The organism is Mesorhizobium sp. WSM4841, assembly GCF_055811515.1.
Map to the genome: position 1 here is coordinate 112279 of NZ_JBVVQC010000008.1, position 24455 is coordinate 136733.

The window sequence follows — 24455 nt, forward strand, 5'->3', positions numbered from 1 at the left end:
GTGCTCAGGCCCTGAACAGGCCGCGGCGGCTGAACAGCGGCGCACGCTCGCCGATCGCGCTGGGCTCGATGTGGTAGCGGGTGATGCGCGCGACTTCCCGCGCCGATCCGAACACCATGGGCACGCGCTGGTGCAGGCTCTCGGGTTCGATTTCGAGGATGCGGGTGATCGTGTCGGTAGCGGCGCCGGCGGCCTGTTCGATGAGAAAGGCGATCGGGTTGGCCTCGTAGACGAGGCGCAGCCGACCCTGGCGGTAACCCTTGCGCTTGTCGCCTGGATACAGGAATACACCGCCGCGCATCAGTATACGATAGCAGTCGGCGACCAGAGAGGCGATCCAGCGCATGTTGAAGTCCTTTCCGCGTGGGCCTTCGGTGCCTTCGAGGCAGTCGTCGATGTAGAGCCGCACCGCCTCGTCCCAATGCCGGTAGTTGGCGGCGTTGATGGCGAACTCCTGGGTACGCTGCGGGATGATCCGGCTTTCATAGGCCTGGACGAAGGTGCCGAGCCTGGTCGAGAGAACGAAGACATGCGTGCCGCTGCCGAGCGACAGAACCAGCGCCAGCTGCGGCCCATAGATGAAGAAACCGGCGCCCAACTGGTTCACCCCTGGCTGCAAAAAAGAGGCGGCCGGATTTTCGTCCGGCGCGCCAGTTGCAGGGAGGAGCGAGAAAATCGTTCCGATCGACACGTTGGTGTCGATGTTGGAAGAGCCGTCGAGCGGGTCGATGGCGATGGCGAGAGGCGCCTGCCTGTCGAGCAGGACCGGCTGCTCCAGTTCCTCGGAGGCGTAGAGCGCGACCGGAGCGTGGCGCATGGCGTCGAGGAAGATGTCGTCGGCGAAGATGTCGAGATCCTTCTGGATGTCGCCGTCGGCATTGGCGCCGCGGGTTCCGGCAAAGGCGGTGCCGAGCACCCCTTGATTGATGGTGTTGCGGATCTTGGTGGCGGCCTGCGTCAGCTGACGGACAGTCGCTACGACCGCAGAGCGCAGTTCGTCCGGCGGGCCGAGATAGGAATTCAGAAAAGCGTCGAGCGTTGCCGCTGGCATCGTAACCTCCCGATCCAGCCGCCTCTCCTCGGATCGGCCGGATAGGGGAATGAGAACAAACGAAGCGGGATAAGTAAAATTCAATAACTTTACTTTCGCACTAAAAAAAATTTAATATGACGCATGAGGAATCTCACGCTCAGGCAATTCAAGACCGTTCAGGCAATCGTCAGCCACGGAAAAATCGTCAGCGCGGCCAAAGTGTTGGGCCTGTCTCCTCCAGCGGTGACGATCCAGTTGCGGCAGGTCGAGGAGGAGTTTCAACTGGCCTTGTTCGACCGGACGTCGGACGGCATGCGTCCGACTGCCGCAGGGTTGGCCTTCGTCGAGACGGCGCAAGCCATCGAGGAGCGGCTTCGCCTGCTCGAAGACAAGATGGATGCGATCAAGGGCGTGCGTATCGGCAGCTTGCGGCTCGGCGTCGTTTCCACCGCCAAATATTTCGCGCCGCGGCTCATGGCCGGCTTCATGAAAGAACATCCCGACATCGACATGCGGCTCGCCATCGGCAACCGCGCCGAAACGATCGACAGTCTGAAGAACCACGACATCGACATCGCGCTGATGGGGCGCCCGGCGAAGGAAGTCCCGGTGCGTGCCTCGGTGTTCGGCGATCACCCGCTGGTCATCATCGCGCCGCCCGACCACCCGCTGGCGTCAGCGCGCGAGATATCCAAGGAGCGGATCGCCGAAGAGCATTTCCTCATCCGCGAGCCCGGCTCCGGTACACGCATCTCGCTGGAGATATTCCTGAGCGACGTGCCCGGGCGCATCGACGACCTCGGCGTCGAGATGGGCTCGAACGAGACGATCAAGCAGGCGGTGATGGCCGGGCTCGGCATCGCCTTCATCTCTGCCCACACCATCGCTGCAGAAACCGAAGCCGGCCGGCTGGTCATCCTCGACGTCGTCGGCATGCCGATCCGCCGGCAATGGTTTTCGGTGATGCGCAGCGATCACGCGATCTCGCCGGCGATGGCGACGTTCCACGATTTCCTGATGCGCAAGGGCGCGATGTATCTGCCGCTGTTCGGCAAGCTCTATCCGCACGAAGGACCGGACACTAGAGGTCGCGCCTGAATTGAGGGCGGAATGCCGCTGGCAGCCACCTACCAGGACGCCTAGTCCGATTTGCCGAGAGCTTTCAGGATAAAGCGAATCTGCGCGCGCAGGCCCTCTTCGGTGTCTTCGCCGTGTTGAACGCAGTGCTCGATCAGAATTGGGTGGAAGAACGGCGTGAACGCGGTGTTGACCGCACGCGCCGCTTCTGCCGGGTCCTCGACCTTGAGTTCGCCCGCCTCGGTCCCCTCGCGAATGATCGCCTCAAGGATTTTCAGCATTTGCTCGACATGCGCCTTAATGACCGCCCGATTCTCGTGCATGGCGGCGACGATCAAGTCGTGCATGCTTCTTTCCTTGATCAATTTCGTCTTGTTGTGCTGGTGAACGGCGGTCAGGAGCCGGTCGAGTTTCTCCAAGGCCGGCGCGTTGGTGCGTGCGATCGCAACGGCGATGTCCGCGACCTCGTTCACGACCAGCCTGCAGATGGACTCGTTGATTGCATCCCTGGAGGAAAAGAAACGGTAGACGTTCGCCCGGCTCATGCCGAGTTCGGAGGCGATGTCGGCTATCGACGTCTTATGGTAGCCGATGCGGCGAAAATGCTCCTCCGCCACCTCCAGGATGCGAGCGCGCACCTCGTCGGGATCCGTTTGCGTTCCGACCGGATGATTCATGGGTGTCTCCAGAACTGATGATGGATCTGCTGGGCTCGCCCTGAACGATCATTTGCAAGCGGTAAGGTCGTGCGACTGGCCCTGCGTATGTTCAGGCAAAGCCAGCGGCGAAATCTTGATCCGCCTGCTCGACAACAGGGCCCTATTCAGCAGCAATTGCCGTGTGCATTTCCAGTTCCTCCGCCGCGCCCTCACGGACCTCGTCAGCAGTCGGCCTGATGCCGAACCACGCGGCATAGAGCGCGGGAAGGAAGAGCAGGATCAGCACCGTGCCGACCGCCGTGCCGCCGATCAGCGTATAGGCCATCGATCCCCAGAAGACGGAGTGCGTGAGCGGGATGAAGGCCAGCACGGCGGCGAGTGCCGTCAGGATCACGGGCCTCGTGCGTTGCACCGTGGCCTCGATCACGGCGTGATAGTCGTCAAGGCCGGCAGCACGGTTCTCCTTGATCTGTTCGGTCAGGATCAGCGTGTTGCGCATCAGGATGCCGGCCAGTCCTATCATGCCCAGAATGGCATTGAATCCGAAGGGCTGGTTGAAGGTGAGCAGCATCGGCACGACGCCGACGAGGCCAAGTGGCGCCGTCAGCATCACCATGGCCATCGTCGAGAAGGATCGCACCTGCAGCATGATAACAATCAGCATGGCGGCTATCATTGCCGGAAAGACTTTAGCCAGCGCGGTGTTGGCCTTTTCGGCCTCCTCGATCGATCCGCCCAATTCGATGCGATAGCTGGCCGGAAGGGATGCAATCAGCGGCTGAAGGGCCTTCACGATCTCCTTGGAAACCTCTGGAGGCTGAGTCGCTTCGTTGACATCCGAGCGGATCGTGATGACAGGCGTGCGATCGCGGCGCTTCAGGATCGGCTCTTCCAGACGGATTTCCGAATGGCCGATCTGGTCGAGCGGAATCGGGCGACCGTCCCGGCTCATCAGTGAGAAATCCGCCAAACGTGTCGGATCCAGCCGCTCGCCGCCGGCGCTGCGTGCGACGATGGGGACGTTGCGGATGTCCTCGCGAACCTGCGTAACGGGGATGCCGGTGAGCAAGAACTGGAGTTGCTGGCCCACCTCCGCCGGCGACAGGCCGATCAGGTTCAGTCGATCCTGATCCGGGACGAAGCGGAGCACGGGTGTGCGATTGCCCCAATCGCGGTTGGCCTGACGCACGTCCGGGACGCCCCGCATGATGTCGAGCGCCTTCTCGGATATGCTGTAGAGTTGCACGGGATCGGGTCCGATAATCCGGAACTCGACCGGGAATGGCGTGTAGGGGCCGAACACGAGTTGCGTGACGCGGACATTGGCCTCGGGTGCAAGCCCCTCTGCCACCGCCTCGCGGAGGCGGTGCTTCAACACCTCACGCGCCTCGGCGTCCTGGGTCAGCACGACGATCTTGGCGAAGGCAGGATCAGGCAGTTCCGGCGCCATTGCGAAAAAGAAGCGGGGTGCGCCCTGACCGACATAGCTCGTGACGATCTTAGCCTCGGCTTGGTCGTCCAGCCAGCCTTCGAGCTTCTCGACCGTAGCGGTCGTCGTCTCGATGCTGGTGCCTTCAGGCAGGCGAACCTCCACCAGCACTTCGGGGCGGTCGGATGTCGGGAAGAACTGCTGTTTGAGAGAGCCCATGCCGACAACGGAAAGCACAAAGGCGATGCCCACGACACCGCTGATTATGAACTTGTGGCGCACGGCGAAGGTGATGAGCCGCCGCAAGCGCCGATAATTGGGTGTGTCGTAGATCGCGTGGTGACCGCCTTCGACCGGTTTGATCGCGGGCAGCATCTTGACGCCGAGGTAAGGTGTGAAGACCACCGCTACGATCCAGGAGACGATGAGGGCGAACCCTACGACCCAAAAGATGTTGCCGGCGTATTCGCCGGCCGTCGAGCGCGCGAAGCCCACCGGCAGGAAGCCGGCGATCGTCACCAGCGTTCCGGACAGCATCGGCGCCGCAGTGTGGCTCCACGCATAGGCCGCCGCCTTGGTGCGGTCCATGCCTTCTTCCATCTTCACCACCATCACCTCGATGGCAATGATGGCGTCGTCCACGAGAAGACCGAGCGCCAGGATGAGGGCGCCGAGCGTGATGCGGTCGAAGAACCGGCCGGTCTCCAGCATGATGAGGAACACGACGGCAAGCGTCAGAGGGACGGCAGCCGCCACGACGATGCCGACGCGCCAGCCGAGGCTCAACAGGCTCACCAAGAGCACCACACCGAGCGCCATCGCAAACTTCATCATGAATTCGTCGACCGCAGAGGTGATGTTGACGGCCTGGTCAGTGACCTTGTCGAGCGTCATCCCAAGTGGCAGTGTCTGTGCGATAGCTGCTGTCCTGTCCTCCAGCGCCTTGCCGAGCGCGAGACCATCCCAGCCCTCCTGCATGACAGCCGCGAGCATGATGGTGGGCTCACCCTGACGTCGGATGAGGTAGGTAGGAGGATCTTCATAGCCGCGCCGGACTTCGGCGATATCGGAGAGCTTTAGCGTCCGCCCCGCAGCGGCAATCGGCGTGTCGGCGATCGCCTGAACGCTGTCATAAGCGCCGTCGACCCGGATGAAGACCCGCGGCCCCTGGGTGTCGATCGAGCCTGCCGGCGTGAGGGTGTTCTGCCGCTGCAAGGCGGCGACGATGTCCTGTGCCGACACGCCGAGGGTAGCCAGCTTGGCGTAGGAAAATTCGACGAATATCTGTTCGGGACGTTCACCAAGGATGTTGATCTTCTTGACGCCGGGCACGTGCAGGAGGTCCTGGCGGATCGCCTCGGCCTGTCTCGCCAACTCACGCATCGGCATGCCCTTCGCCTTCAGCGCGTAAAGGGCGAAGCTTACATCCGAATATTCGTCGTTGACGAAGGGGCCGAAGACGCCGGACGGCAGGTTGCGGGCTTCATCCCAGAGCTTCTTACGAGCCTGGTAGAACTCCTCCTGCACGACAGATGGCGGTGTGCTGTCCTTCAGCGTGACCGTCATATACGCGTAACCCGGCCGTGTGGTCGTTTCGACCCGGTCGTACCAGGTCATCTCCTGAAGCCGCTTCTCCAACGGTTCGGCGACGAGGTCCTGCATCTCGCGCGCCGTTGCGCCCGGCCATGCCGTCGTGACCGTCAGGGTCTTGATGGTGAAGTTGGGGTCTTCCGCCCGCCCGAGCATGACGAAAGCGTAGGCGCCGGCGGCCACCAGCAGGAGGATGAAGAACAGGGTAACGGCGCGTTCGCGAACGGCGATCGCGGAGAGATTTAGGTTCATCATCAGTTGCCCCCGCTTTCGGACGCAGCCCTGACGCGAGCGCCCTCCTGCAGGAGATGAGCGCCGAGCGAAACAATCGGATCGCTGGAGTTCAGTCCGGAGACCACAGCGGTTTCGCTGGTCACACGAACAAGCTTGACGGGCTGAAACTGTACGGTCGAGGTGGCGTTGTCCAGGACCCAAACGCCAGTCTTCTCGCCGTCATCGAGCACGGCTCCCAGCGGCACCTGGACCTCCCGCTGGCGTGCCTGGCTTGCAAGCCGAATGGTTACCGTCGCGCCAAGCGGTGCTGCCGCGGCCTCACCGTCGAGCACATAACGGGCTTCATAGGTACGGGTCTGGGCATCGGCGGAGTTCGATAATTGCCGGAGATGTGCCGTATAACGACGCCCATCGCCGCCATACACGCTGGCCTCGGCCGCCGACCCAATCGCCGGCCGGATCGTTTCGGGAAGCGCGACCACTGCTTCGCGGGAGCCGGCCTTGGCGATCCGGACCACTTTCTGGCCGGCGGAGACGACCTGCCCCGGCTCGCCAAGCGTTTCGACTACCGTTCCATCCGCGTCCGCCAGCAGGACCGCGTAGATCGCTTCGTTCTCGGCGACCCGTGCATCGGCTTCGGCGGCGGCGAGTTGCGCCTCGGCCGTATCCACCGCGGCCTTCGCCTGCTCGTAGCGCTGTCGGGGGACCCATCCATCCCTAAGCAAACTGGCGTATCGCCGTTCATCCGGTTCCGTCTGAACGACTGTTGCGCGCGCTGCGGCAACGGCGTTGCGCTTCGCCGTGAGCGCGAGGCGAAGGTCGGTGTCGTCGATGCGCATCAGTGGCTGACCAGCTTTGACCTCCTGACCCACATCCACGAGTCGCTCCACGATCTTGCCGGGGACCCGAAAGCCGAGATCGCTCTGCACCCTCGCGCCGATAATACCGGTGAACCCGCGTTCGGATCCTTTCACCGGCGCTGCCGTCACCAGTCTGACGATCGGCGGTTCCTGCCTCGGGTCGCCTACGGCGGAGGCTCCCTGCGTAGGAATGGCAAATGTGGCGAATGCCGCCGCTCCTGACATCGCGATCAGCACGCCCCCCAGCACAACAGCGGGTCTCTTTTTCACGTTCGTCGCCTCTCAAAAAGATTGCGTTTGACCTTTACATCGGCCCGACGGACGCGAGTTCTCGGCCAGCAGCACGCAGGCTGCCGTCTGCAAGGCGGGTCAGTGCATTGGCATCGGCGCGCATGTCGGTCTCGGACGACACCGTCACCTGCTCGCCGGACCGCGCGAACGCGTAGAGCGGGCCGCGGTAGCCCGGCATCGAAAAGGCGACGGTGTCGCCGTCGGCGAGGCCCATGACGACGCGCTGCGGATCGCCGCCGATCTTCGGCGCGAAGGTGGCGGTGACCTCCAGGAGGTCGCCGTCGACCGGGACGTAATAGACGACCAGGTCGAGGTGTCCCTCATGCAGGCTGCCGGCTTCGATCGGGCGTCCTATGGTGGCTTCCTCGGCAAATGCCGGGGCGGCAAGAAACAGCGCGGCCAAAACCGAGGCGCTCAGGGCTTTGCGGATCATCTCGTATCTCCTTCTTTTTAGATTGCGTTCGAACTCTATATCGAAGATAGATTACGAATGCAATCTAAAAAAAGAGAAAAAGTGATGATGCGTGTGAGTCGCTTGCAGAAAACCGCGAAACGGCGATCAATGCGGCAGGCCGGCTTTTTCGGTAGCGCGGCTTGGACGGCATCGGCCTTAAAGGACTTTGATGGTGGCTGCCCGAACTCACCCAGGGCGCGTTTTCAACCAGTTCGCATCCGATCTGGCGGCGCAGGCGTCCAGGCGGGCGATGGAGAACGCCACCCGCCGGCGGTCTCGCGGGCCGTCAACGACGAGCGGCTGTCGAACGGTTCCTGCAAGCGGCGGCCGGGAGCGCGCTGATGGGGTCGTCTGCGGGCGATGCCCGGCATGGCCACGGGTAGCGTACCCGCGGTTACGCTGCGGGCCGCTGACTGCGCTTCTGCTAGCCTACAATTGGTTCGGCGGCAGCTTCTTCGAGGCCAGTTGCGGCCTGGGCGGCAAGACCGCGGGCCGCAGCTTGTGAATCGTAGAATTCCTCAAGGGCATAGACCTTGCCCCACCGCAGGGTGAACACGTGGAGACCACTGTTGACGTAGGAGGCGTCGCCGTTGAGCAGCGTTGCGGTGCCGTCCCACTGGGCAAACACGGTGGTATGCCACGGCCAGCCCTTCACCCAGACGTGATTGACCGTGAGATGGAGATTGGGCAGGACGCGGCCGAGGCGCTCAAACCAGCGGCGCACGGCTTGCTTGTCGTGGCGCTCACCACCAAGCGCGTGGGAGCCGGAAACGCGGTGATGGACATGCGGCACGAGTGCTTTCACCGCCTCATCCCAGCGATGGTTGTTGACGTGGTCGAAGCTCTGCCGGATCGATTTCTCGACAACATAACTGTATAGCATTTGACCTCTCCTCCAAATTTGTTCGATGGCTTGACCAAGGGACCGGCGCGTAACCAAATTGGATTGCGTTCGAACTCTATACCTGCTATAGATGTCGAACGCAAGCTAATTCAAGGAGGTCGACATGCGTGTGAGTCGCATTCAGGCGGCGGAAAACCGCGAAACAGTGATCAATGTGGCAAGCCGGCTTTTTCGGGAGCGCGGCTTTGACGGCATCGGCCTAAAGGACCTGATGCAGGCTGCCGGGCTGACCCAAGGCGCGTTTTACAAGCAGTTCGCATCCAAAGACGATCTGGCGGCGCAGGCATCCAGGCGGGCGATGGAGAGCGCCACGCTGCGGTGGTCGGCCGCGACTGCGGCAAAATCCGAGGATCCGCTTGGCGCGGTGATCGCATTCTACCTCAGTATGGACCATCGCGGAGAAAAGATGCACGGCTGCCCGATTGTCGCGCTCGGTTCGGATGCCGCCAGACAGGGCAGCGACGTGAAAGCGTCGTTCGAAGCCGGGATCAAGGAGCATCTCGAAATCCTCGGCCGTTTCATTGCCGAGGCCAATGGTGAGGAGCCCGATAGAAAGGCCATGGCCATTCTCTCGACGATGGTCGGTGCACTGACGCTATCGCGCGTCGTCAACGACCCGGACCTCGCCCAGGCCTTTCTGGACGCGGCGACCGAACAGGTCCGCGAAGCAGCCGCCGCTTGAACGGCGTGCGCAGCGCTGGCGGCGCACCCAAATTGATAGGAAAATAGATGCGACGGATTGTTGTTACAGGCATGGGAGCAGTCACGCCGCTTGCAGCCGATGTCGACGCGTCGTGGTCGCGGCTCCTGGCCGGTCGCTCCGGCATCCGCAGGCTTCCGGACGATGTGGTGGGAGAGCTGCCGGCGAAGATCGGCGGGGTGGTTCCCTCGCTGGAAGACGATCCGGATGCTGGTTTCGATCCGGATGCCGTTCTGGCGCCAAAAGACCAGCGCAAGGTAGACCGGTTCATCCTCTTCGGGCTCGCCGCTGCACAAGAGGCCCTCGCGCAAGCAGGGTGGGCGCCCGTCTCTGAAGCGGATCGCCTGCGCACGGCCACGATCATCGCGTCCGGCATCGGCGGGTTCCCCGCCATAACCGAGGCGGTGCGCACGGTCGACCAGCGCGGCGTCCGCCGCCTGTCGCCGTTTACGGTGCCGTCCTTCCTGGTAAACCTCGCGGCGGGCCACATCTCGATCCGCCATGGCTTCAAGGGGCCACTCGGCGCGCCGGTGACGGCGTGCGCGGCCGGCATCCAGGCGATCGGCGATGCGGCCCGCCTCATCCGCGCCAACGAGGCCGATATCGCCGTGTGCGGCGGAACCGAAGCCTGCATGAACATCGTCAGTCTCGGTGGTTTTGCTGCCGCACGCTCTCTTTCAACCGGCTTCAATTGGGCGCCGGCTCAGGCGTCACGGCCTTTCGACGTGTCGCGGGACGGCTTCGTCATGGGCGAAGGAGCCGGCGTGCTGGTCATCGAGGCGTTGAGCCACGCGCTGGCGCGCGGCGCGAAACCGCTCGCCGAGCTCGTCGGCTACGGCACGACGGCAGATGCGCATCACGTCACCTCCGGTCCCGAGGATGGCGACGGGGCGCGCCGAGCCATGCAGATCGCAATTGCCCAAGCCGGTATTTCGCCGCGTGAGGTTGGCCACCTCAATGCGCACGCGACCTCCACGCCGGTCGGTGATCTCGGGGAAATCGCGGCGATCAAAACACTCTTCGGCGCAGATTCCACCATCGCCGTCAGCGCAACGAAATCGGCGACCGGACACCTGCTCGGAGCCGCCGGCGGGCTTGGAGCCATCTTCGCCATGCTGGCGCTCAGGGATCAGGTGGCGCCGCCAACTCTCAATCTGAGCGCGCCGGATCCGGCCGGTGACGGCATCGACTTCGTCGCAAACCAAGCCCGGCCGATGGCAATGGACTACGCGATCGCCAACGGCTTCGGCTTTGGCGGCGTCAACGCCAGCGCGCTGTTCAGGCGCTGGACGGACGAGTTGGCCGGTGCGAACGCCAGAGGCGCTCATAACTGACTCCGACCTTTTCGTGCTTCTTCCATGCCAATCCAAAATCAGTCCAACCCAAAGAAAGAAATGATTTCCATGAACAAGACCAATCCTGGCGTCGCCCTGGTGACGGGGGCGTCTTCCGGCATCGGACGCGCGACGGCCATAGCTTTGCAAAGCGCCGGTTTCCGCGTGTTCGGCACCAGCCGTCGCGCAGCCAAAAACTCCGACGGCCTAACCATGCTGGCCAGTGACGTGACCGATGACGCGTCCGTGGCGAAACTGGTCGATGACGTGCTGGCCGAGACCGGGCGCATCGACCTGCTCGTCAACAATGCCGGTATGGGTCTGTTTGGTGGCGCGGAAGAGTCCTCAATGGTCCAGGCTCAGGCACTGTTCGATGTGAACGTCTTCGGCGTGCTCCGCGTGACCAACGCGGTCCTGCCGATAATGCGCCGTCAAGGCAAGGGTAGAATTGTCAATTTGAGTTCGGTGCAGGGGTTCATTCCAGCTCCCTATTTCGCGCTTTATGCGTCGACCAAACATGCCATCGAAGGCTATTCCGAATCGCTCGACCATGAACTGCGCCCGTTCGGGATTCGCGTTGCCTTGGTCGAACCCGCCTATACCCGCACGTCCTTCGAGGATAATCTCGCCAAGCCGGACCAGTTGCTTGATATCTATGACGCTGCGCGCGCTGGCATGAACGCAGTCGTGCGGAAAGCAATGGAAAAAGGCGATTCGCCCGAAGTGGTAGCCAAGACGGTTTTGGCGGCTGCGACCGATCGCGCTCCGAAGAGGCGCTATGCGGCGGGAAAAATGGCGCGCCAGGTCAGTTTCCTGCGCCGTTTCGTCCCCGCATCGGCATTCGACAAAAGCCTGCGAAAGCAGAACGGGTTGCCGGTCTGACGACATCGACGACACCCCGTGATGATCGGAATGATCGGGGCTGGAAACATTGGCGCCACGTTGGCGCGGCGCAGCCTGACGCGATTGCTCTGGAAAACGCCCGGCGGTCGTTGGAGTTAGATAAGCGACATGTTATGTTGCAGTGCGAAAGAGCGGGGGCACGTGCTTTCACACCCGTAAGCGATCTGTATGTGCGACCCCTGCAGACTGGTCGGTATCACTGAAACCTCCCGGGCATGGGGTTCGGGATTCGATGGGGACAAGGGGTAATGCTTTACACGCTGGTTATGATGGTCTGCCTGACGGATGTGCCGCAGACCTGTGAACAACGCGAACAGATGGTGGACGGCCTGGCAATGAATCCCGGGACCGCCTTCATGCAGGCGCAGCCGCTGGTAGCCCAGTGGATCGAGACGCATCCCGGTTATTTCGTGCAGCGCTGGCGCGTGCTGCCCGGCCGGGGATCGTGAGATCCGCCGCGAAGAGCAAATGAGGTTTTACTTCTTCGCGGCGAGCGTTTCCGAGACGACTTTGGACAATTGATAAAGCCGCTGCTCGATGATCGTCGGCACGTCACAGACGTAAGTCAGTGATTGGACGCGTTCGTTGAAAATTCGCGTTGCGAATTTCAGCTGTTCGGTTCGCCGTTCGATCTCGTCTGGATCTGCATCGGGCTTTGCTCGCAACGCATCGACGTCGGACGCTTCCTTGCGCAACGCGGCGGCCATTTCGAGCTGCTTGTGAGCGTAACGGGAAATGCCTGAGATCACGTGAGAACGCTCGGCGTCCATGTGATCGAACATGCCCTGCACCAGCATCGCCATCTTCGGCGCAAGCTGCTCGGCCGGCAGCGAGGCGGCGAAATCCTTGATCTTCTTTTGGGCTTCGGCAATCGGTATCCGCCGGGCTGCCACCTCCTCGACCAGGGCGGAGATACCGGGGTCTTTCGACAAGTCCTTCGCCGCTGGCGGCAGCTCCGGCCCGTTCCAGATCTGGCCGAGCGAGAGTTGCGGCACCTTGCGCTGTATGCAAGGCCAGTCCGGATCGGTGTTCGCCGCCATGGCGTTCACGCCCGGCGCGAGCATGGCAACCACAGCCAGGCTGCGAACAAGGCTCATTCGTGCCATCAGGCATTTCCTCCCGTGTCCTGTTTGCGGGTCATCAGGCCGCGCGAAGGGTCATAGGCGATGATTGCGGCGGCAAGGAACAGCAGCGTGCAGCCGGCGACGACGCCCAGCGACAGCCAGTTAATCTGGCCGTAGAAGGCGAAGCGGATCAGTTCGACGGCATAGGTGAACGGGTTGGCGAGGCAGATTTTGTAAAGCAGCGGGCTCGCCTCCTGGATGCGCCACAAAGGATAGAGCGCCGGCGAAGCGAAATAGCCGGGAAAGATGACGAAGTTCATGATGCCGGCGAAATTTTCGAGCTGCTTGATCATCGACGACAAAAGCATGCCGAGCGCGCAAAGCATCATGCCCGACAGGAACAGCGCCGGCAGAACCATGAGATAGCCGATCGGCGGCGCCTTGACGCCCCAGAACCAGGCAACGATCAGGAACGCGTAGACTTGCGCGATCGATACGGAGACGCCGGCGAGCATCTTCGACACCAGCAGGAACCAGCGCGGGAAGGGGCTGACCAAAAGGGTGCGCATGTTGCCCATCTCGCGGTCATAAACCATCGACAACGAAGACTGCATGCCCGAGAACAGCAGGATCATGCCGCACAAACCCGGCGTGATGTAGACCTCGTAGAGGACATAGGTCTTGTAGGGCGGGATGATCGACACGCCGAGCACCTGCCGGAATCCGGCGGCAAAAATGAACAGCCAGATGAGCGGCCGAACCAGCGAGGATATGAAGCGCTCGCGCTGGTGCAGGAAGCGCAGGCACTCCCGCAGGACGACGCCCTTGAGGCAAATGAGATAGTGGCGCAGGCCGAATTTTTCGAACTTCATCGGCACGATGCCGGCGACTTTTTCGGGGATTGCGGGAGCGCTCATGGCGATATCTCCGCGATGCCGGCGGCCTCGATGCGGCTGAGCCTCGAAAAGGCGTCGCGGATCGAACCGGCGCCGCTCGTCCTGACGACGTCGGCCACCTTGCCGTTGGCGACCAGTTCGCCCTGCCGCAGCACGACGACATGGTCGCCGTCTTCAACCTCATCGATCAGATGCGTCGCCCACAGCACGCCGATGCCCTCGGTTTCGACGAGCTTGCGGATGGTGGCGAGAATGCCGGCGCGCGACTGGATGTCGAGACCGACCGTCGCCTCGTCGAGCAGCAGCAGGGACGGGCGGTGGAGCAGCGCCCTGGCGATCTCGATGCGCCGCATCTGGCCGCCGGAAAGGCTGCGTGCCTTGTCATGCTGCCGGTCCTGCATGTCGACCATATCGAGCAGCGCGGCAATGCGCTGCCGGGCCTCACGTCCTCCGATGCCATGCAGCGCGGCGTGGTAGGAGAGGTTCTGGTGGACGCTGAGATCGAGGTCGAGCGTGCGTGCCTGGAACACGATACCGACACGCCTGAGCGCTTCGCCCGAAGCGCGGCTGACGTCATGGCCGAAGATGCGGATCGACCCGCGGCGCGTGTCGTAAAGATGGCTGATCAGCGAGAACAGGGTTGTCTTGCCAGCGCCGTTGAGGCCGAGAAGAACGGTGAAGGTCGCCGGCGCGATCGAGAATGAGACGTCGTTGAGCGCCCGCTTCGAACCATAGGAATGGCTGACGCCGGCGACATCGAGCGCCGCCACCTCATCTCCTGGTCCGCTTGTCCTCACATGCTGCACGCCGGCTGGCTCCTTGTCGTCGACGATAATCTAGCGCACCTGGCGCACCAGGAGTCTAGCGCACCGGGCCCGATCGCGAAGGTCTCGCTTTCCGGTGATCCTACTTGATCGTGATCGTGCCCTTCATGCCCCTGTCGGCGAGGTCGGGCACCGACCATGTGTAGATGCCGGGCCTCACGGTGGTGAACTGTACCTGGATGGTGCCGTCGGCGTCGAATTCGAGCCATGCAGGTGCGCCGTTCATGTGCACCTCGAGGTCGTTGACGACGATCTGGTTGTTCCACACATTGCGGAACAGGTCGGTATGGAATTTGTACTCCAGCCCGCCCGCCGCGGTGATCTTCCAGCGATAGCCCTGGCCGGCGATCAGCTGAAAATCCTTCTGGTTGGCGGTGAACTGGTCTTGCTTTGTGCCGAGGATAAGTTCCGGCACGTCCTTGCTGGCCCGGGTTGCCTTCTCGGCTTCGGGGCTGGCATCGTTTTTGGTGGCCGCACCGGCGGCTGCGTCATCGTCATCGCCGTCCTGCGCCCAGACCTGGCCCTGCGTGAGTGCCATACCCACTAATGCAGCGAATGCGACTACCCGAAATTTCCGCATGATTTCCTGCCCTTCTGCTGTTTTTCTGGCTGTGTTGATTCAATTGGGCTGGTTCAATTGGGCGAGACGACGACGCCCCACGGCAACGCGCCGACGGTCACCGACTGCACCGGCTCGTCGGTCTCCACGTCGATGAAGGTGATGTCGTTCGACACGCCGTTGGTCGAGATGATGGTTTTCTGGTCCGGGGTGAAGGCGAGCTGCCAGACGCGTTGGCCGACCAGCACGTATTTCTCGACCTCGTATGTCTGCGTGTTGATTACCGCGACGCGGTTGGCCGGTCCGAGCGCCACATAGGCTTTCTTGCCGTCGGCGGTGATGCGCACGCCGACCGGCTGGATGGATTCGGCCCTCAGGCCTGATATCTCGAAGGTGATCTTCTGGACAACTTCGCGCGTTTGATTGTCGATCACCGAAACAGTGCCGCCGATCTCGGCACTCACCCAGGCCTGCTTGCCGTCGGGGGTGAACTCGACGAAGCGCGGACGCGTATCCACCAGCACGTTGTCGGTGATCTCGTGGGTCGTCGTATCGATGAAATGCGCCATGTTTGTCGTTTCCGACGTATTGACCATGGTCTTTCCGTCCGGGCTGACGCCCATGCCTTCCGGTTCGACGCCGACCGGAATCTCAGACAGCACCTTCTTACTCTCTATGTCGATGACGGTGACTAGATTGTCGTCCTCATTGGCGACATAGAGTGTCTTGCCGTCAGGCGAGAGCACGAAGAGCTCCGGGTCAGGCCCGGAGGGCAAGGTATCGACGATCTCCAGGGTTGCCGTGTCGATCACCTCGATCGAATCGTCGTCGCTGGCGCAGAGATAAATGTGCTTGCCGTCATGCGAGATGGTGATGCCGCGCGGACGCTGCCCGACGTTGACGGTCTTCACCACCTGCATCGTCGCGGTGTCGACGACGCTCATCGTGTTGTCCTTTTCGTTGGAAACATAAGCCATGTAGGCCGACGCCGGGCCGGCCATGAAGCCGGTCGCGAGAATGGCGAGTGCGCAAGCTCGTCTCTGCACCGAAATTCCTCCCAATTGGTTCTACTCAAGCACGCATTTTGTTTCCGGCTCATCGACCCCGAGCGTATCGAGCTCCGACACCTGGTGCAAAAAACCTTCCTGCGGCGATGTCGAGACGACCGACCTGTTGTCGCCGATGAAGATCGGCTGCCGCAACTGCTGGTTCCACTTGCGGAAAGTCAGTTTCTGCCCCTTGAAGGCGGCGATCGAAAAATCGTCTGAGCGGATGAAGTCGGCCATCTTGCGCGGGTCGGCGCCCTGCGTGCGGGTCGCCGCCTCGCCGAGAATGCGCACCGCGGTCCACGCCGCCATGTCCTTCGACATCATGCGGCGGCCGTTTGCCTTGGCGAAGCGGTTCTGGATCTGGGTGCCGCCCCATTGCTCGCTGGCCGGATGCCAGGCCGACGGGGTGAGGCCGGCGGTGCCGGCGACCGGCCGCGGAGTCCAGGTGCGGAACGGAACATAGGTGCCGAACACCTCGCTTTCATCGGCGACCAGCAACACATCGTGCTCCGGCAGGTCCTGGGTGAAGACAGGCATCTGCCGCTGGATCTGGACGACGCCGGAATCGGTCCGCCGTGCCGTGCCGGTATCCTCGAACAGCTTTTCGCCGACGATCTCGCCGCCGAAGCGCGTCGCCGCCCGGCGCAGCGCCTCGGCAAAAAGCTGGTCGCGCTCGTGCGAGCCGTAGATCAGCACCCAGCGCCGCCATTGCTTCCAGATGAGATATTGCGCCAGCCCGTCGGCCAGCATGCTGCGCGTCGGGATGGTGTGGAAGATGTTGGCGCGGCATTCCTCTTCGCGGAGACTGTCGTCGGTGGCGCCGGCATTGAAGATCAAAACGCCGTTGTCGCGGGCAAGATCGGCGATCGACAGCAATTGCCTGGCCGAGACGTCTGCGACCACATAGCGGTCGCCTCTGGCGATCATTTCCTGGAAGGCCGCAACGACATCCGCGTCCGGCTTTACCTCGGTCACGTCGAGGCTGAATTTCTGGCCGAGGAAGCTGCCGGTCGTGTTGTTGTCGGCAATCGCCACATTGCCGCCGGCAACGCCTTCATCGCGCGGCGGGACGTCGAGCACCGACAAGGCCAGCTGCGGCGCATAAGCGCGCAAATAGCCTATCTTGATTTCGGTCAGCTTTTTTTCAAGCTTGGCCGTTGCAGCCGGTTGCCCGCCCGTCGCCTCCTGGGCTGGCGCGCGCGGAACGTTGACGGTCAGGGAAAAAAAGCACAAAAAGGCCGCGAGAGTGCCCGGCACCGCGCTTGTCATCGATAAAAATTACCCATCTTGCGCTAAAGTCCGATTGTTGTCGGAGCGGCGCGAAGTCAAGGTGCCCGTGATGAGCTTAGCTGACCCGCAAACTTTATCAAACCCTGAAAGTGGACGTCTCGCGTCTGCTTTAGTGCCATGCCTGCTCGCCGGAACGGCAACCGAGCGGATTTCGGTATTCGGGCCCGAGAGCGTCCTGTCCCTCATGCCGGAGAAAGTCCAATGACCAGAATGCTGGCCAGTGTCACCGGCGTCGACGAGGCGGAGATCGCGCTTTCGGGCGGCGTCGACATCGTCGACCTGAAGGAGCCGAAGGCGGGAGCGCTGGGCGCGGTATCCACGCAAACCATCCGCCGCACGATTTCATTCATCGCCGGCCGGGCGCCGGTCAGCGCGGTCTGCGGCGACCTGCCGATGGAACCGGAGACGATCCGCGCCAAGGCCGAAGAGATCGCTGCGACCGGTGTCGATTACGTCAAGATAGGCTTTTTTCCGTCGGCAAATGCCGCCGCCTGCGCGGCAGCGCTCGAACCGCTCGCCGCGCGAACGAAGCTGATCGCCGTGCTTTTCGCCGATCTGGCGCCGGATTTCGAGCTTCTGCCGAACTTTGCCAAACATCGCTTCTACGGCGCCATGGTCGACACTGCGAACAAGGCAAACGGGCGGCTGCTCGACCATCTGCCGCCCGAGCGTATCCCGGGATTCATCGATCGAACGAAATCGCTTGGTCTCATGGTTGGGCTGAGCGGATCGCTGGAAGCCCCAGACATTCCGCGCCTGCTGCCCTTCGCTCCCGATTTTCTCGGCTTTCGCGGGGCACTGTGCGGCAACTCCGGCCGCGTGGGTTCGATCAGAGCCGAGGCGGTTTCGCAGATCCGCGAGCTGGTCCCGGAAGCATCCCGGGCGGGCGGCGCGTCGAGCGTCGACTACCGCCTGCTGGCGGCGAGGGGCTATTCGCCGGGCACCGACCCGACACTGGGCACCGACAAGATCTTCGTGCGGGACTTTGTCCTGCCGGTTCAGATCGGCGCTTACAGTTTCGAGCACGGCCATACACAGAAGGTGCGCTTCGACGTGACCGCCGACGTGCTGCAAGTCACCGACCATCCCGAAGACATGCGCCATGTGTTCTCCTACGACATCATCATGGACGGCATTCGCACCATCGTCGCGCGGGGCCACATCCAGCTTAGCGAGGCCTTGGCCGAGCAGGTGGCGACGTACATTCTGGAGAACCCGCGTGTCGTGCGCGTCACGGTAAGGGTGGAAAAACTCGAACTCGGCCCAGGCGGCGTCGGCGTCGAGATCGAACGCAAGCGCCAAGCGGCGGGCCGCGGCGTCGCCTCCGGCCCTGCCGGCCGAAAAGAGCAAAGCGCTGCTTCCCAGCCGCGACAGGAAAGGCCTGAGGTCGTGAGGCGAGCCGCCGTCAAGCCAGCCGTCGTCAAGCTTGGCGGCAGCACGGTCCATGCGGCGGAAATGGAAAGCTGGATCGCGGCGCTGGCGGGTTCCAAGCTGCCGATCGTCATCGTGCCCGGCGGCGGCCTCTTTGCCGACCAGGTGCGCGAGATGCAGTTCCGCATGGACTTTTCCGAGACCGCCGCCCACGCCATGGCGATCCTCGCCATGGAGCAGTTCGGCCAGGTCATCCTCGACCGTGACGAAAGGCTGGCGCCGGCACGGTCGCTGGAAGAAATGCTGCGAGCCCTGGACGCGGGGAAGGTGCCGGTGTGGCTGCCGTCGTCATTGGCGCTGGCGGCGCCGGACATTCCGGCGTCCTGGGATGTTACCTCCGATTCCCTTGCCGCCTGGCTTGCCGGCAAGCTCGGCGCGAATGCGCTGCTGCTGATCAAGCAGACCGGGGCCTTCCTCGGCAGCGACACGATCGACAGCCTGGCAGTCAGAGGAATCATCGACGCCGGCTTCGCCGCCATGCTGCCCGACGGTGTCGATTTCCATCTCGCCGGTCCGAAAGATGCAGCCGAAGCCGGGGCGCTACTCGCGTCGGGCAATCTGCCCGGCATCGCGATCGCGGCTCCGATCCGGCCGGCAAGAAAAGCAGGGTAGGCGATGGCGGAGCTGCATACGCCGCGCTGGGCATGGGTTTTGACCGGTTCCGGTCATTTTTTTACGGAGAGCTTCGCACTCATTCACCAGCTCGAGCATTGTGATGTCTTCGTGTCGAAAGCCGCCAACGAAGTGCTGCGCATGTACAAGCTGAAGCTTGATTTCCCGGAGACGACGCGCGTGCTGCACGACAAGACGGCGAGCGCGATCCCGGTCGGCGAATTCTATCACGGTGTCTATCACACGGTGGTGGTGGCGCCGGCCAGTTCCAACACGGTCGCCAAATGCGTGCACGGCATTTCCGACACGCTCGCCACCAATGTCTTTGCCCAGGCGGGAAAATGCCGGGTGCCGGCCATCGTCTTTGCTTGCGACACCGCGCCGGAACTCGAAACCATGGCGCCGCATGGGCTGGTCAAGGTCTATCCGCGCCGGATCGACCTGGAGAATACCAACCAGCTGAAGAGTTTCGAGCGGACCCAGGTGGTCGAGTCGCTTGCCGATCTCGAAGCCTCGGTCAGACGGCGCCACGCCGAACTTGCAAGCCATGGCTGAGCGGCTGGCCTTTCTTACCGGCCATCTGGCCAAGGTCCGGCTGGAAAGGCTGCTGGCCGGGCTGGGCGAAACTGAATTTGCGTGGGAGATCATCGACATCGGCGTCAAGGTCGCGGCGCTGATGAGCGAAGATATCATCAAGCGGCGGCTCAGCCTGACAGGCGGCGCCGACCGCGTCATCCTGCCCGGCCGCTATCGCGGCGACATCGAGCATCTGTCGAACCATTTCGGCGTGCCCTTCGTCCGCGGTCCCGACGAGATCGCCGATCTGCCGGCCTTTCTCGGCCGGGCGGGCGAGCCGCCTGATCTTTCGCGTCATGACATGCGCATCTTCGCCGAAATCGTCGATGCGCCGATGCTGTCGGTCGAGGCGCTCGTGGCGAGGGCGCAGACGCTGACCGCAGCCGGCGCCGACGTCATCGATCTCGGCTGCCTGCCGGAAACGCCGTTTCCATTGCTCGAACAGGCTGTGGTCGAGCTGAAGGCACAGGGATTTCTGGTCAGTGTCGATTCGGCCAGCACGGACGAACTGTCGATCGGCGCACGCGCCGGTGCGGACTATCTTCTCAGCCTCGATGAGAACACGCTGCCGTTGGCCTTCGATTGCAAGGCCGTACCAGTGCTGATCCCGTCCACCCCCGGCGACCTGGATTCGCTCGGCCGTGCCATCGAAGCGGCGCAAAGGGCCGGCGTCGCCTTCATCGCCGACCCCGTGCTCGACCCAATCCATTTCGGCTTTGCGACGTCACTTGGCCGCTTCATCGAGGCGCGCCGCCGCTGGCCCGAGGTCGAACTGCTGATGGGCACCGGCAATCTCACCGAGTTGACCGACGCCGACAGTTCCGGCGTTACCGCCGTTCTGGCCGGGCTCTGCTCGGAACTTCAGATCCGAAACGTGCTTGCCGTGCATGTCAGCCCGCACACGCTGCGAACGATCGAGGAGCACGATATTGCCCGTCGCATCCTGTTCGCGGCGAAGAACGACGGTGCGCTGCCGCGGAGTTACCATCCAGGGCTCCTGCAGGTTCACGACCGCAAGCCGTTTACGGCCTCGACCGAGGATATCGCAGCACTCGCGGCGGAGGTGCGCGACACCAACTTCCGCATCATGACCGCCGAGGACGGCATCCATGTTTTCAACGGCAAAGGGCATGCGGTTGCCACGGATGCATTCGAACTCTTTGCCGGGCTTGGCGTTGAGGCGGATGGCGCACACGCGTTCTATCTCGGCGCGGAACTGATGAAAGCCGAGATCGCGTGGCGCCTCGGCAAGCGCTATGTGCAGGACGAGCCGCTCGCATGGGGCGTTGCCGCGCCGGGTCCCGAAACCGACCGCACCCGCCTTGCGGAAGCAGGTCACACGCTCCGCGCGAAGAAAGAGCGCTAAACCATGCCCTACATTCGCGAATCGATCATCACCACCGTCAACAAGGCCGGCGATGTCCACATCGCCCCGATCGGCATCATCGCCGAGAAGGACGGCTGGGTCATCGCGCCGTTCCGGCCGTCGATCACGCTCGACAATCTCGCCGAAGTGCCGTTCGCCATCGCCAATTACACCGATGACGTGCGTATCTTTGCCGGCTGCCTGACCGGGCGCAAGCATTGGCCAACCGTTGCCGTCGATGGATCTCCGGTGCCGCGGCTCGAGGCGGCGCTCGCGCATTCGGTCCTCGAAGTCGAAAGTGTCGACGGCGATGCTATGCGACCTCGCCATTTCTGCCGCGTGGTGCAGGAGGAGACGCATGCGCCGTTCACCGGCTTCAACCGCGCCAAGGCGGCGGTGCTGGAATTGGCCATCCTGGTCAGCCGGCTCGGCATGCTGCCGCGCGACAAGATCGAGGCGGAAATCGCCTACCTTTCAATCGCCATCGAAAAGACCGCGGGCGAGGGCGAAAAGGAAGCCTGGGACTGGCTGATGCAGCGTGTCGGCGATCACCTGTCGGTCAAGGGGTCTCCCGGCGAGGAGGCGCGGGGCTGAACCAGGTAGAGCGCCTATGATGGAGATCCCGCCAACAGCGCCACCGCGGACGCAGGCGCCACGCTGCTCGCTTCGCCGCGAATGGCGTCATCTGCGGGGACGATCTCGGCGAAATCGACGAAGCGGCGTTCCATGCGTTCGGCCAGCCGCCTGATCTGCCAGCGGCCGGTTCCGGCGCCGACGATCGGCGCATCCCGGGCCAGGGACCCGGCGACCAGGGACCCGGCAACCAGGGACGCAGCGTCGTGGATCTTGCGCAATTGCCGTTCGCTGAACCAGCGTGCGACTTCATGCCATTCCGGCAGGGTCAGCTCGGCGGCGTCGCGCCCGATCATGCGCGCCAGCCGCGCTATCGAACCATCGACGGTCTTTTCCTTGCCGTCGGCGGACGCGTGCCTGTCGTCCTTCTCGTCGAGCACCCCCAGGATACGGTGCGCATCGGCGATCGAGGCGAAATACTCGTTCATCAGCGGTGTCAGCCTGCCGCGGACGGGGGCCGACGAGGCGACGCCGAACAGGAACGTCCTGGTGAAGCCGGTATAGACCAGTTCGCCGCTCAGAAGCCGTCCGGCATCGGTGTAGCCGTCATTGGCGACGGAGCCATTTTTGATGGCGATAATGTCGGTGGTGGTCGAGCCCATGTCGACGAACAGAGCATCGCCAGCGAGCTTCGCCACCAACGACGCTGTCGCGTGCCAGTTGGCGGAGGCGACATCGCTGCTCAGCCGCGCTGCCTGCTCGACCCCGACAAAGCCGGACGGCCCGGCATAGATCAAGTTTTCGCCTGCGACACGGGTTGAAATCTCATCCAGCAGAGCCGCGACGCCTGCATCGCGGGACGGAAAGACATCCACCAGTTCGCCGGTCATGGTGAATGCGTTGAGGTCGGCGCCGGCATAGATAGGAGCCGTTTCCTCGAATGCCGAGGTCAGGGAATGGAGCCCTTGCCAGAGCGGCGTGGCGATCGTTACTGCCTCGACGATGCGGCCGTCTTGCGCACGCGTCACCTTCAGATGGGCTCCGCCAATATCGAAGCCGGCAACGATGCTCTTTCTTTTTTCCACGGTTCAAGCTTTCATCACAGTTGGTCAGGGGCAGTTGGTCAGCGAGAAAAAGAGCGTTGCGTATCATTCCGGTTCTTGACCTGAAAGGCGGCGAGGTGGTCCGCGCCCAGCAAGGAAAACGCGATCGCTACAGGCCGATCGTCACGCCGCTCAGTCAAAGTTCCGATGCCGTCGCGGTCGCCGAAGGGCTGCGCCGGCTTTATCCTTTTCCGGCCTTCTATATCGCCGATCTCGATGCCATCGAAGGCGGAACGCCAAACAGCGGCGCGCTTGCCCGGCTGAAGGCGATGGCGGAGCCGCCGGAGCTTTGGGTCGATGCCGGCTTCGCCGACGAGAAAACCCTTTCGGCAGCACTTGCCCAGCCCTGGCTTTACCCGGTGCTGGGTTCCGAATCGCAGCAAGACGACGCGTTGTTGCGGCGTTTTTGCAATCATCCGGAGCTTATCCTGTCGCTGGATTTCTTCGACGACGGGTTTCGCGGTCCGGCATCATTTCTCGACGAGCCGGAGCTTTGGCCGCAAAAGGTGATCGTCATGACATTGGCCAAGGTCGGCTCCGCCTCCGGTCCCGATTTCACGCGGCTTGAGGCAATCAAGGCGAAGGCTGGAAGCCGCTCCGTCATCGCGGCCGGCGGGGTGCGCAACGAGGCTGACATTCGCGCCCTTTCGTCACTCGGTATCGCCGCGGCGCTGGTCGCGACCTCGCTGCATGACGGCACGCTCACCCCGGGGCACCTCGCAACGCTTGGCACCTGACATCGCGTGATCTCGAACTTCGGCCTCGGAAACTGCCTTGGATTAGAGCGGCGAACTCTCAAGTCGATCGTCTCGCCGCTCTATCTCTTTGCTGGAGCATCGGATTTCCCAAAACCGGTTCCGAACCCTCGGGTCAATTCCGAGGGCAGGTTTTGGGGTCCGATGCTCTAAAGGCCCAGAAGCTTTTTCAGGCGGCGCAACAGACCATCCGACTCAGCGGAGGGTTTTGCCTGTGCGGGGCTGTCTCTTGTCTAAGCCGCGAACGGATGCTTCACCTGGTCCCGCTTATCCGTGGCTTCGGCGGCGGTCGGTGTTCCCGCGACCGCGCGTTGGATGGCTTCCTTTGTCGCTTCGTAATTGTACTTCTGAATCTTGGCGTCGTCCGCCGCGTCCCAGTGGATGAAAACGCCGACGCAGATGAACAGATCGTCCGCCTCACTGGCAGGAATGACCCCCTCGGCGACGCTGTCCTGCACGGCCTTTGCAACCGCATGCTGGGCCGGGCCGAACATCTGCACGGCCTGTTTAGCGCCCTTGATCGTGACCTTGTTGAACATCACGGTGTTGGGCTTGCACTGAAGATTGGGTGCGATCACCGCCAAAAGGGAGGTAAAACCGTCCTTGTTGTTGGTAAGCGCGTTGCAAAATGCTGTTTCGACTGCGCTCCCCCGTGGGCCGATGAGCAGGTCAACATGCGCCACTTCGTTGCCGTCTCCTACCAGCGATTCACCGACCATTACTTTCGAGATTTTTGCCATGCCAATTTCCTCCAAGACACAGTTATGGTGTCCAAAGACGCCGCAAACCGAGCGAGCGCTCGATGGACAGCTATCCTTGTTGGCAGCGCCCGGACATCCGGACCGGTTGGCTGGATAGCCGCGGAAGCCCAGCTTCCGCTCCTGAAAGT

24 protein-coding genes are annotated in these 24455 nt (G+C 62.7%); 10 read left to right on the top strand and 14 right to left on the bottom strand.

Translation table 11 applies throughout. The features are described from left to right. Window positions 1-4: 4 nt before the first annotated feature. Window positions 5-1051 carry a class 1 fructose-bisphosphatase gene (locus tag AC0L14_RS12285; protein ID WP_258122936.1) on the bottom strand — a complete coding sequence of 349 codons (1047 nt, stop codon included), beginning with the start codon at window positions 1049-1051 and terminating at the stop codon, window positions 5-7. A 123-nt stretch (window positions 1052-1174) separates the two neighbouring features. Between AC0L14_RS12285 and AC0L14_RS12290 the strand changes: the two genes are divergently transcribed. After that, the gene (locus AC0L14_RS12290; RefSeq protein ID WP_473526825.1) at window positions 1175-2131 is read left to right on the top strand and encodes a LysR family transcriptional regulator; all 957 of its coding nucleotides are present in this window, start codon (window positions 1175-1177) and stop codon (window positions 2129-2131) included. A gap of 41 nt (window positions 2132-2172) precedes the next feature. On the opposite strand, the gene AC0L14_RS12295 is transcribed toward AC0L14_RS12290, so the two are convergent. The 5 genes from AC0L14_RS12295 to AC0L14_RS12315 all read right to left on the bottom strand — a co-directional run bounded on the left by AC0L14_RS12295 (window position 2173) and on the right by AC0L14_RS12315 (window position 8510). Continuing rightward, window positions 2173-2787 (bottom strand): TetR/AcrR family transcriptional regulator, encoded by a 615-nt coding sequence (locus AC0L14_RS12295; protein ID WP_473485488.1) that lies wholly within the window; start codon window positions 2785-2787, stop codon window positions 2173-2175. Between the two features lie 142 nt (window positions 2788-2929). Then, window positions 2930-6040: an efflux RND transporter permease subunit gene (locus tag AC0L14_RS12300; protein WP_473485615.1), complete on the bottom strand. Its 3111-nt coding sequence runs from the start codon at window positions 6038-6040 to the stop codon at window positions 2930-2932. A gap of 2 nt (window positions 6041-6042) precedes the next feature. Beyond that, the gene (locus AC0L14_RS12305) at window positions 6043-7107 is read right to left on the bottom strand and encodes an efflux RND transporter periplasmic adaptor subunit (protein ID WP_473749725.1); all 1065 of its coding nucleotides are present in this window, start codon (window positions 7105-7107) and stop codon (window positions 6043-6045) included. A gap of 79 nt (window positions 7108-7186) precedes the next feature. Next, window positions 7187-7606 (bottom strand): hypothetical protein, encoded by a 420-nt coding sequence (locus AC0L14_RS12310; protein ID WP_473749629.1) that lies wholly within the window; start codon window positions 7604-7606, stop codon window positions 7187-7189. Between the two features lie 445 nt (window positions 7607-8051). Next, window positions 8052-8510 carry a nuclear transport factor 2 family protein gene (locus AC0L14_RS12315; RefSeq protein ID WP_473485490.1) on the bottom strand — a complete coding sequence of 153 codons (459 nt, stop codon included), beginning with the start codon at window positions 8508-8510 and terminating at the stop codon, window positions 8052-8054. A gap of 124 nt (window positions 8511-8634) precedes the next feature. Here AC0L14_RS12315 and AC0L14_RS12320 point away from each other — a divergent pair, with 124 nt between their 5' ends. The 4 genes from AC0L14_RS12320 (at window position 8635) to AC0L14_RS12335 (ending at window position 11917) form a co-directional block, all read left to right on the top strand. Continuing rightward, the gene (locus tag AC0L14_RS12320) at window positions 8635-9213 is read left to right on the top strand and encodes a TetR/AcrR family transcriptional regulator (protein ID WP_473749630.1); all 579 of its coding nucleotides are present in this window, start codon (window positions 8635-8637) and stop codon (window positions 9211-9213) included. 47 nt (window positions 9214-9260) lie between these two features. Then, window positions 9261-10565: a beta-ketoacyl-ACP synthase II gene (fabF, locus tag AC0L14_RS12325; RefSeq protein WP_473485492.1), complete on the top strand. Its 1305-nt coding sequence runs from the start codon at window positions 9261-9263 to the stop codon at window positions 10563-10565. A gap of 69 nt (window positions 10566-10634) precedes the next feature. After that, window positions 10635-11447: an oxidoreductase gene (locus AC0L14_RS12330; protein ID WP_473485493.1), complete on the top strand. Its 813-nt coding sequence runs from the start codon at window positions 10635-10637 to the stop codon at window positions 11445-11447. 269 nt (window positions 11448-11716) lie between these two features. After that, window positions 11717-11917, top strand: coding sequence for a hypothetical protein (locus AC0L14_RS12335; protein WP_095518885.1), 201 nt, complete (start codon window positions 11717-11719; stop codon window positions 11915-11917). A gap of 27 nt (window positions 11918-11944) precedes the next feature. Here the strand turns inward: AC0L14_RS12335 and AC0L14_RS12340 are convergent, their stop codons facing one another. The 6 genes from AC0L14_RS12340 to AC0L14_RS12365 all read right to left on the bottom strand — a co-directional run bounded on the left by AC0L14_RS12340 (window position 11945) and on the right by AC0L14_RS12365 (window position 17129). Continuing rightward, window positions 11945-12574 carry a hypothetical protein gene (locus AC0L14_RS12340; protein WP_473485494.1) on the bottom strand — a complete coding sequence of 210 codons (630 nt, stop codon included), beginning with the start codon at window positions 12572-12574 and terminating at the stop codon, window positions 11945-11947. Next, entirely contained in the window at window positions 12574-13404 is an 831-nt protein-coding gene (locus AC0L14_RS12345) for an ABC transporter permease (protein ID WP_292185303.1), read from the bottom strand. Before AC0L14_RS12345 ends, AC0L14_RS12340 begins: the two co-directional genes overlap by 1 nt. A 41-nt stretch (window positions 13405-13445) precedes the next feature. Further along, on the bottom strand, window positions 13446-14234 hold the full coding sequence (locus AC0L14_RS12350; RefSeq protein ID WP_473485495.1) for an ATP-binding cassette domain-containing protein: 789 nt from the start codon (window positions 14232-14234) through the stop codon (window positions 13446-13448). 100 nt (window positions 14235-14334) lie between these two features. Further along, window positions 14335-14790 carry a cupredoxin domain-containing protein gene (locus tag AC0L14_RS12355; protein ID WP_473526829.1) on the bottom strand — a complete coding sequence of 152 codons (456 nt, stop codon included), beginning with the start codon at window positions 14788-14790 and terminating at the stop codon, window positions 14335-14337. Between the two features lie 95 nt (window positions 14791-14885). Then, window positions 14886-15812 (bottom strand): YVTN family beta-propeller repeat protein, encoded by a 927-nt coding sequence (locus tag AC0L14_RS12360; protein ID WP_473526999.1) that lies wholly within the window; start codon window positions 15810-15812, stop codon window positions 14886-14888. 66 nt (window positions 15813-15878) lie between these two features. Continuing rightward, the gene (locus AC0L14_RS12365; RefSeq protein WP_473526830.1) at window positions 15879-17129 is read right to left on the bottom strand and encodes an ABC transporter substrate-binding protein; all 1251 of its coding nucleotides are present in this window, start codon (window positions 17127-17129) and stop codon (window positions 15879-15881) included. 222 nt (window positions 17130-17351) lie between these two features. Between AC0L14_RS12365 and AC0L14_RS12370 the strand changes: the two genes are divergently transcribed. From AC0L14_RS12370 to AC0L14_RS12385, 4 genes are read left to right on the top strand one after another with little or no spacing between them, the layout of a single operon-like run. Next, window positions 17352-19193, top strand: coding sequence for a (5-formylfuran-3-yl)methyl phosphate synthase (locus tag AC0L14_RS12370; RefSeq protein ID WP_473749632.1), 1842 nt, complete (start codon window positions 17352-17354; stop codon window positions 19191-19193). Window positions 19194-19196: 3 nt separating this feature from the next. Beyond that, entirely contained in the window at window positions 19197-19748 is a 552-nt protein-coding gene (locus AC0L14_RS12375) for a flavoprotein (protein ID WP_473485499.1), read from the top strand. Then, complete coding sequence (locus tag AC0L14_RS12380; RefSeq protein ID WP_473526832.1) at window positions 19741-21135, top strand: DUF6513 domain-containing protein; 1395 nt, start codon at window positions 19741-19743, stop codon at window positions 21133-21135. Before AC0L14_RS12375 ends, AC0L14_RS12380 begins: the two co-directional genes overlap by 8 nt. A 3-nt stretch (window positions 21136-21138) precedes the next feature. Then, window positions 21139-21729 carry a DUF447 domain-containing protein gene (locus AC0L14_RS12385; RefSeq protein WP_473485501.1) on the top strand — a complete coding sequence of 197 codons (591 nt, stop codon included), beginning with the start codon at window positions 21139-21141 and terminating at the stop codon, window positions 21727-21729. A gap of 14 nt (window positions 21730-21743) precedes the next feature. Here AC0L14_RS12385 and AC0L14_RS12390 read toward each other — a convergent pair whose 3' ends face one another. Further along, window positions 21744-22793: a hydantoinase/oxoprolinase family protein gene (locus AC0L14_RS12390; protein WP_473526833.1), complete on the bottom strand. Its 1050-nt coding sequence runs from the start codon at window positions 22791-22793 to the stop codon at window positions 21744-21746. A gap of 56 nt (window positions 22794-22849) precedes the next feature. Here AC0L14_RS12390 and AC0L14_RS12395 point away from each other — a divergent pair, with 56 nt between their 5' ends. Then, a complete protein-coding gene (locus tag AC0L14_RS12395; RefSeq protein ID WP_473526834.1) occupies window positions 22850-23548 on the top strand; it encodes a HisA/HisF-related TIM barrel protein in 699 nt (232 codons plus the stop codon). A 251-nt stretch (window positions 23549-23799) separates the two neighbouring features. On the opposite strand, the gene fae is transcribed toward AC0L14_RS12395, so the two are convergent. Beyond that, on the bottom strand, window positions 23800-24306 hold the full coding sequence (gene fae / locus AC0L14_RS12400; RefSeq protein ID WP_123148516.1) for a formaldehyde-activating enzyme: 507 nt from the start codon (window positions 24304-24306) through the stop codon (window positions 23800-23802). Window positions 24307-24455 lie beyond the last annotated feature (149 nt).

Bases quoted from the DNA above. Each gene is read 5' to 3' on its own strand.
- AC0L14_RS12345 (WP_292185303.1), bottom strand. From the start codon at position 13,404: ATGAAGTTCGAAAAATTCGGCCTGCGCCACTATCTCATTTGCCTCAAG.
- fabF (WP_473485492.1), top strand. From the start codon at position 9,261: ATGCGACGGATTGTTGTTACAGGCATGGGAGCAGTCACGCCGCTTGCA.
- AC0L14_RS12335 (WP_095518885.1), top strand. From the start codon at position 11,717: ATGCTTTACACGCTGGTTATGATGGTCTGCCTGACGGATGTGCCGCAG.
- AC0L14_RS12285 (WP_258122936.1), bottom strand. From the start codon at position 1,051: ATGCCAGCGGCAACGCTCGACGCTTTTCTGAATTCCTATCTCGGCCCG.
- AC0L14_RS12355 (WP_473526829.1), bottom strand. From the start codon at position 14,790: ATGGCACTCACGCAGGGCCAGGTCTGGGCGCAGGACGGCGATGACGAT.
- AC0L14_RS12315 (WP_473485490.1), bottom strand. From the start codon at position 8,510: ATGCTATACAGTTATGTTGTCGAGAAATCGATCCGGCAGAGCTTCGAC.
- AC0L14_RS12320 (WP_473749630.1), top strand. From the start codon at position 8,635: ATGCGTGTGAGTCGCATTCAGGCGGCGGAAAACCGCGAAACAGTGATC.
- AC0L14_RS12295 (WP_473485488.1), bottom strand. From the start codon at position 2,787: ATGAATCATCCGGTCGGAACGCAAACGGATCCCGACGAGGTGCGCGCT.
- AC0L14_RS12300 (WP_473485615.1), bottom strand. From the start codon at position 6,040: ATGAACCTAAATCTCTCCGCGATCGCCGTTCGCGAACGCGCCGTTACC.
- AC0L14_RS12340 (WP_473485494.1), bottom strand. From the start codon at position 12,574: ATGGCACGAATGAGCCTTGTTCGCAGCCTGGCTGTGGTTGCCATGCTC.
- AC0L14_RS12290 (WP_473526825.1), top strand. From the start codon at position 1,175: ATGAGGAATCTCACGCTCAGGCAATTCAAGACCGTTCAGGCAATCGTC.
- AC0L14_RS12330 (WP_473485493.1), top strand. From the start codon at position 10,635: ATGAACAAGACCAATCCTGGCGTCGCCCTGGTGACGGGGGCGTCTTCC.
- AC0L14_RS12370 (WP_473749632.1), top strand. From the start codon at position 17,352: ATGACCAGAATGCTGGCCAGTGTCACCGGCGTCGACGAGGCGGAGATC.
- AC0L14_RS12310 (WP_473749629.1), bottom strand. From the start codon at position 7,606: ATGATCCGCAAAGCCCTGAGCGCCTCGGTTTTGGCCGCGCTGTTTCTT.
- AC0L14_RS12380 (WP_473526832.1), top strand. From the start codon at position 19,741: ATGGCTGAGCGGCTGGCCTTTCTTACCGGCCATCTGGCCAAGGTCCGG.
- AC0L14_RS12360 (WP_473526999.1), bottom strand. From the start codon at position 15,812: ATGGCCGGCCCGGCGTCGGCCTACATGGCTTATGTTTCCAACGAAAAG.
- AC0L14_RS12385 (WP_473485501.1), top strand. From the start codon at position 21,139: ATGCCCTACATTCGCGAATCGATCATCACCACCGTCAACAAGGCCGGC.
- AC0L14_RS12365 (WP_473526830.1), bottom strand. From the start codon at position 17,129: ATGACAAGCGCGGTGCCGGGCACTCTCGCGGCCTTTTTGTGCTTTTTT.
- AC0L14_RS12375 (WP_473485499.1), top strand. From the start codon at position 19,197: ATGGCGGAGCTGCATACGCCGCGCTGGGCATGGGTTTTGACCGGTTCC.
- AC0L14_RS12305 (WP_473749725.1), bottom strand. From the start codon at position 7,107: ATGTCAGGAGCGGCGGCATTCGCCACATTTGCCATTCCTACGCAGGGA.
- fae (WP_123148516.1), bottom strand. From the start codon at position 24,306: ATGGCAAAAATCTCGAAAGTAATGGTCGGTGAATCGCTGGTAGGAGAC.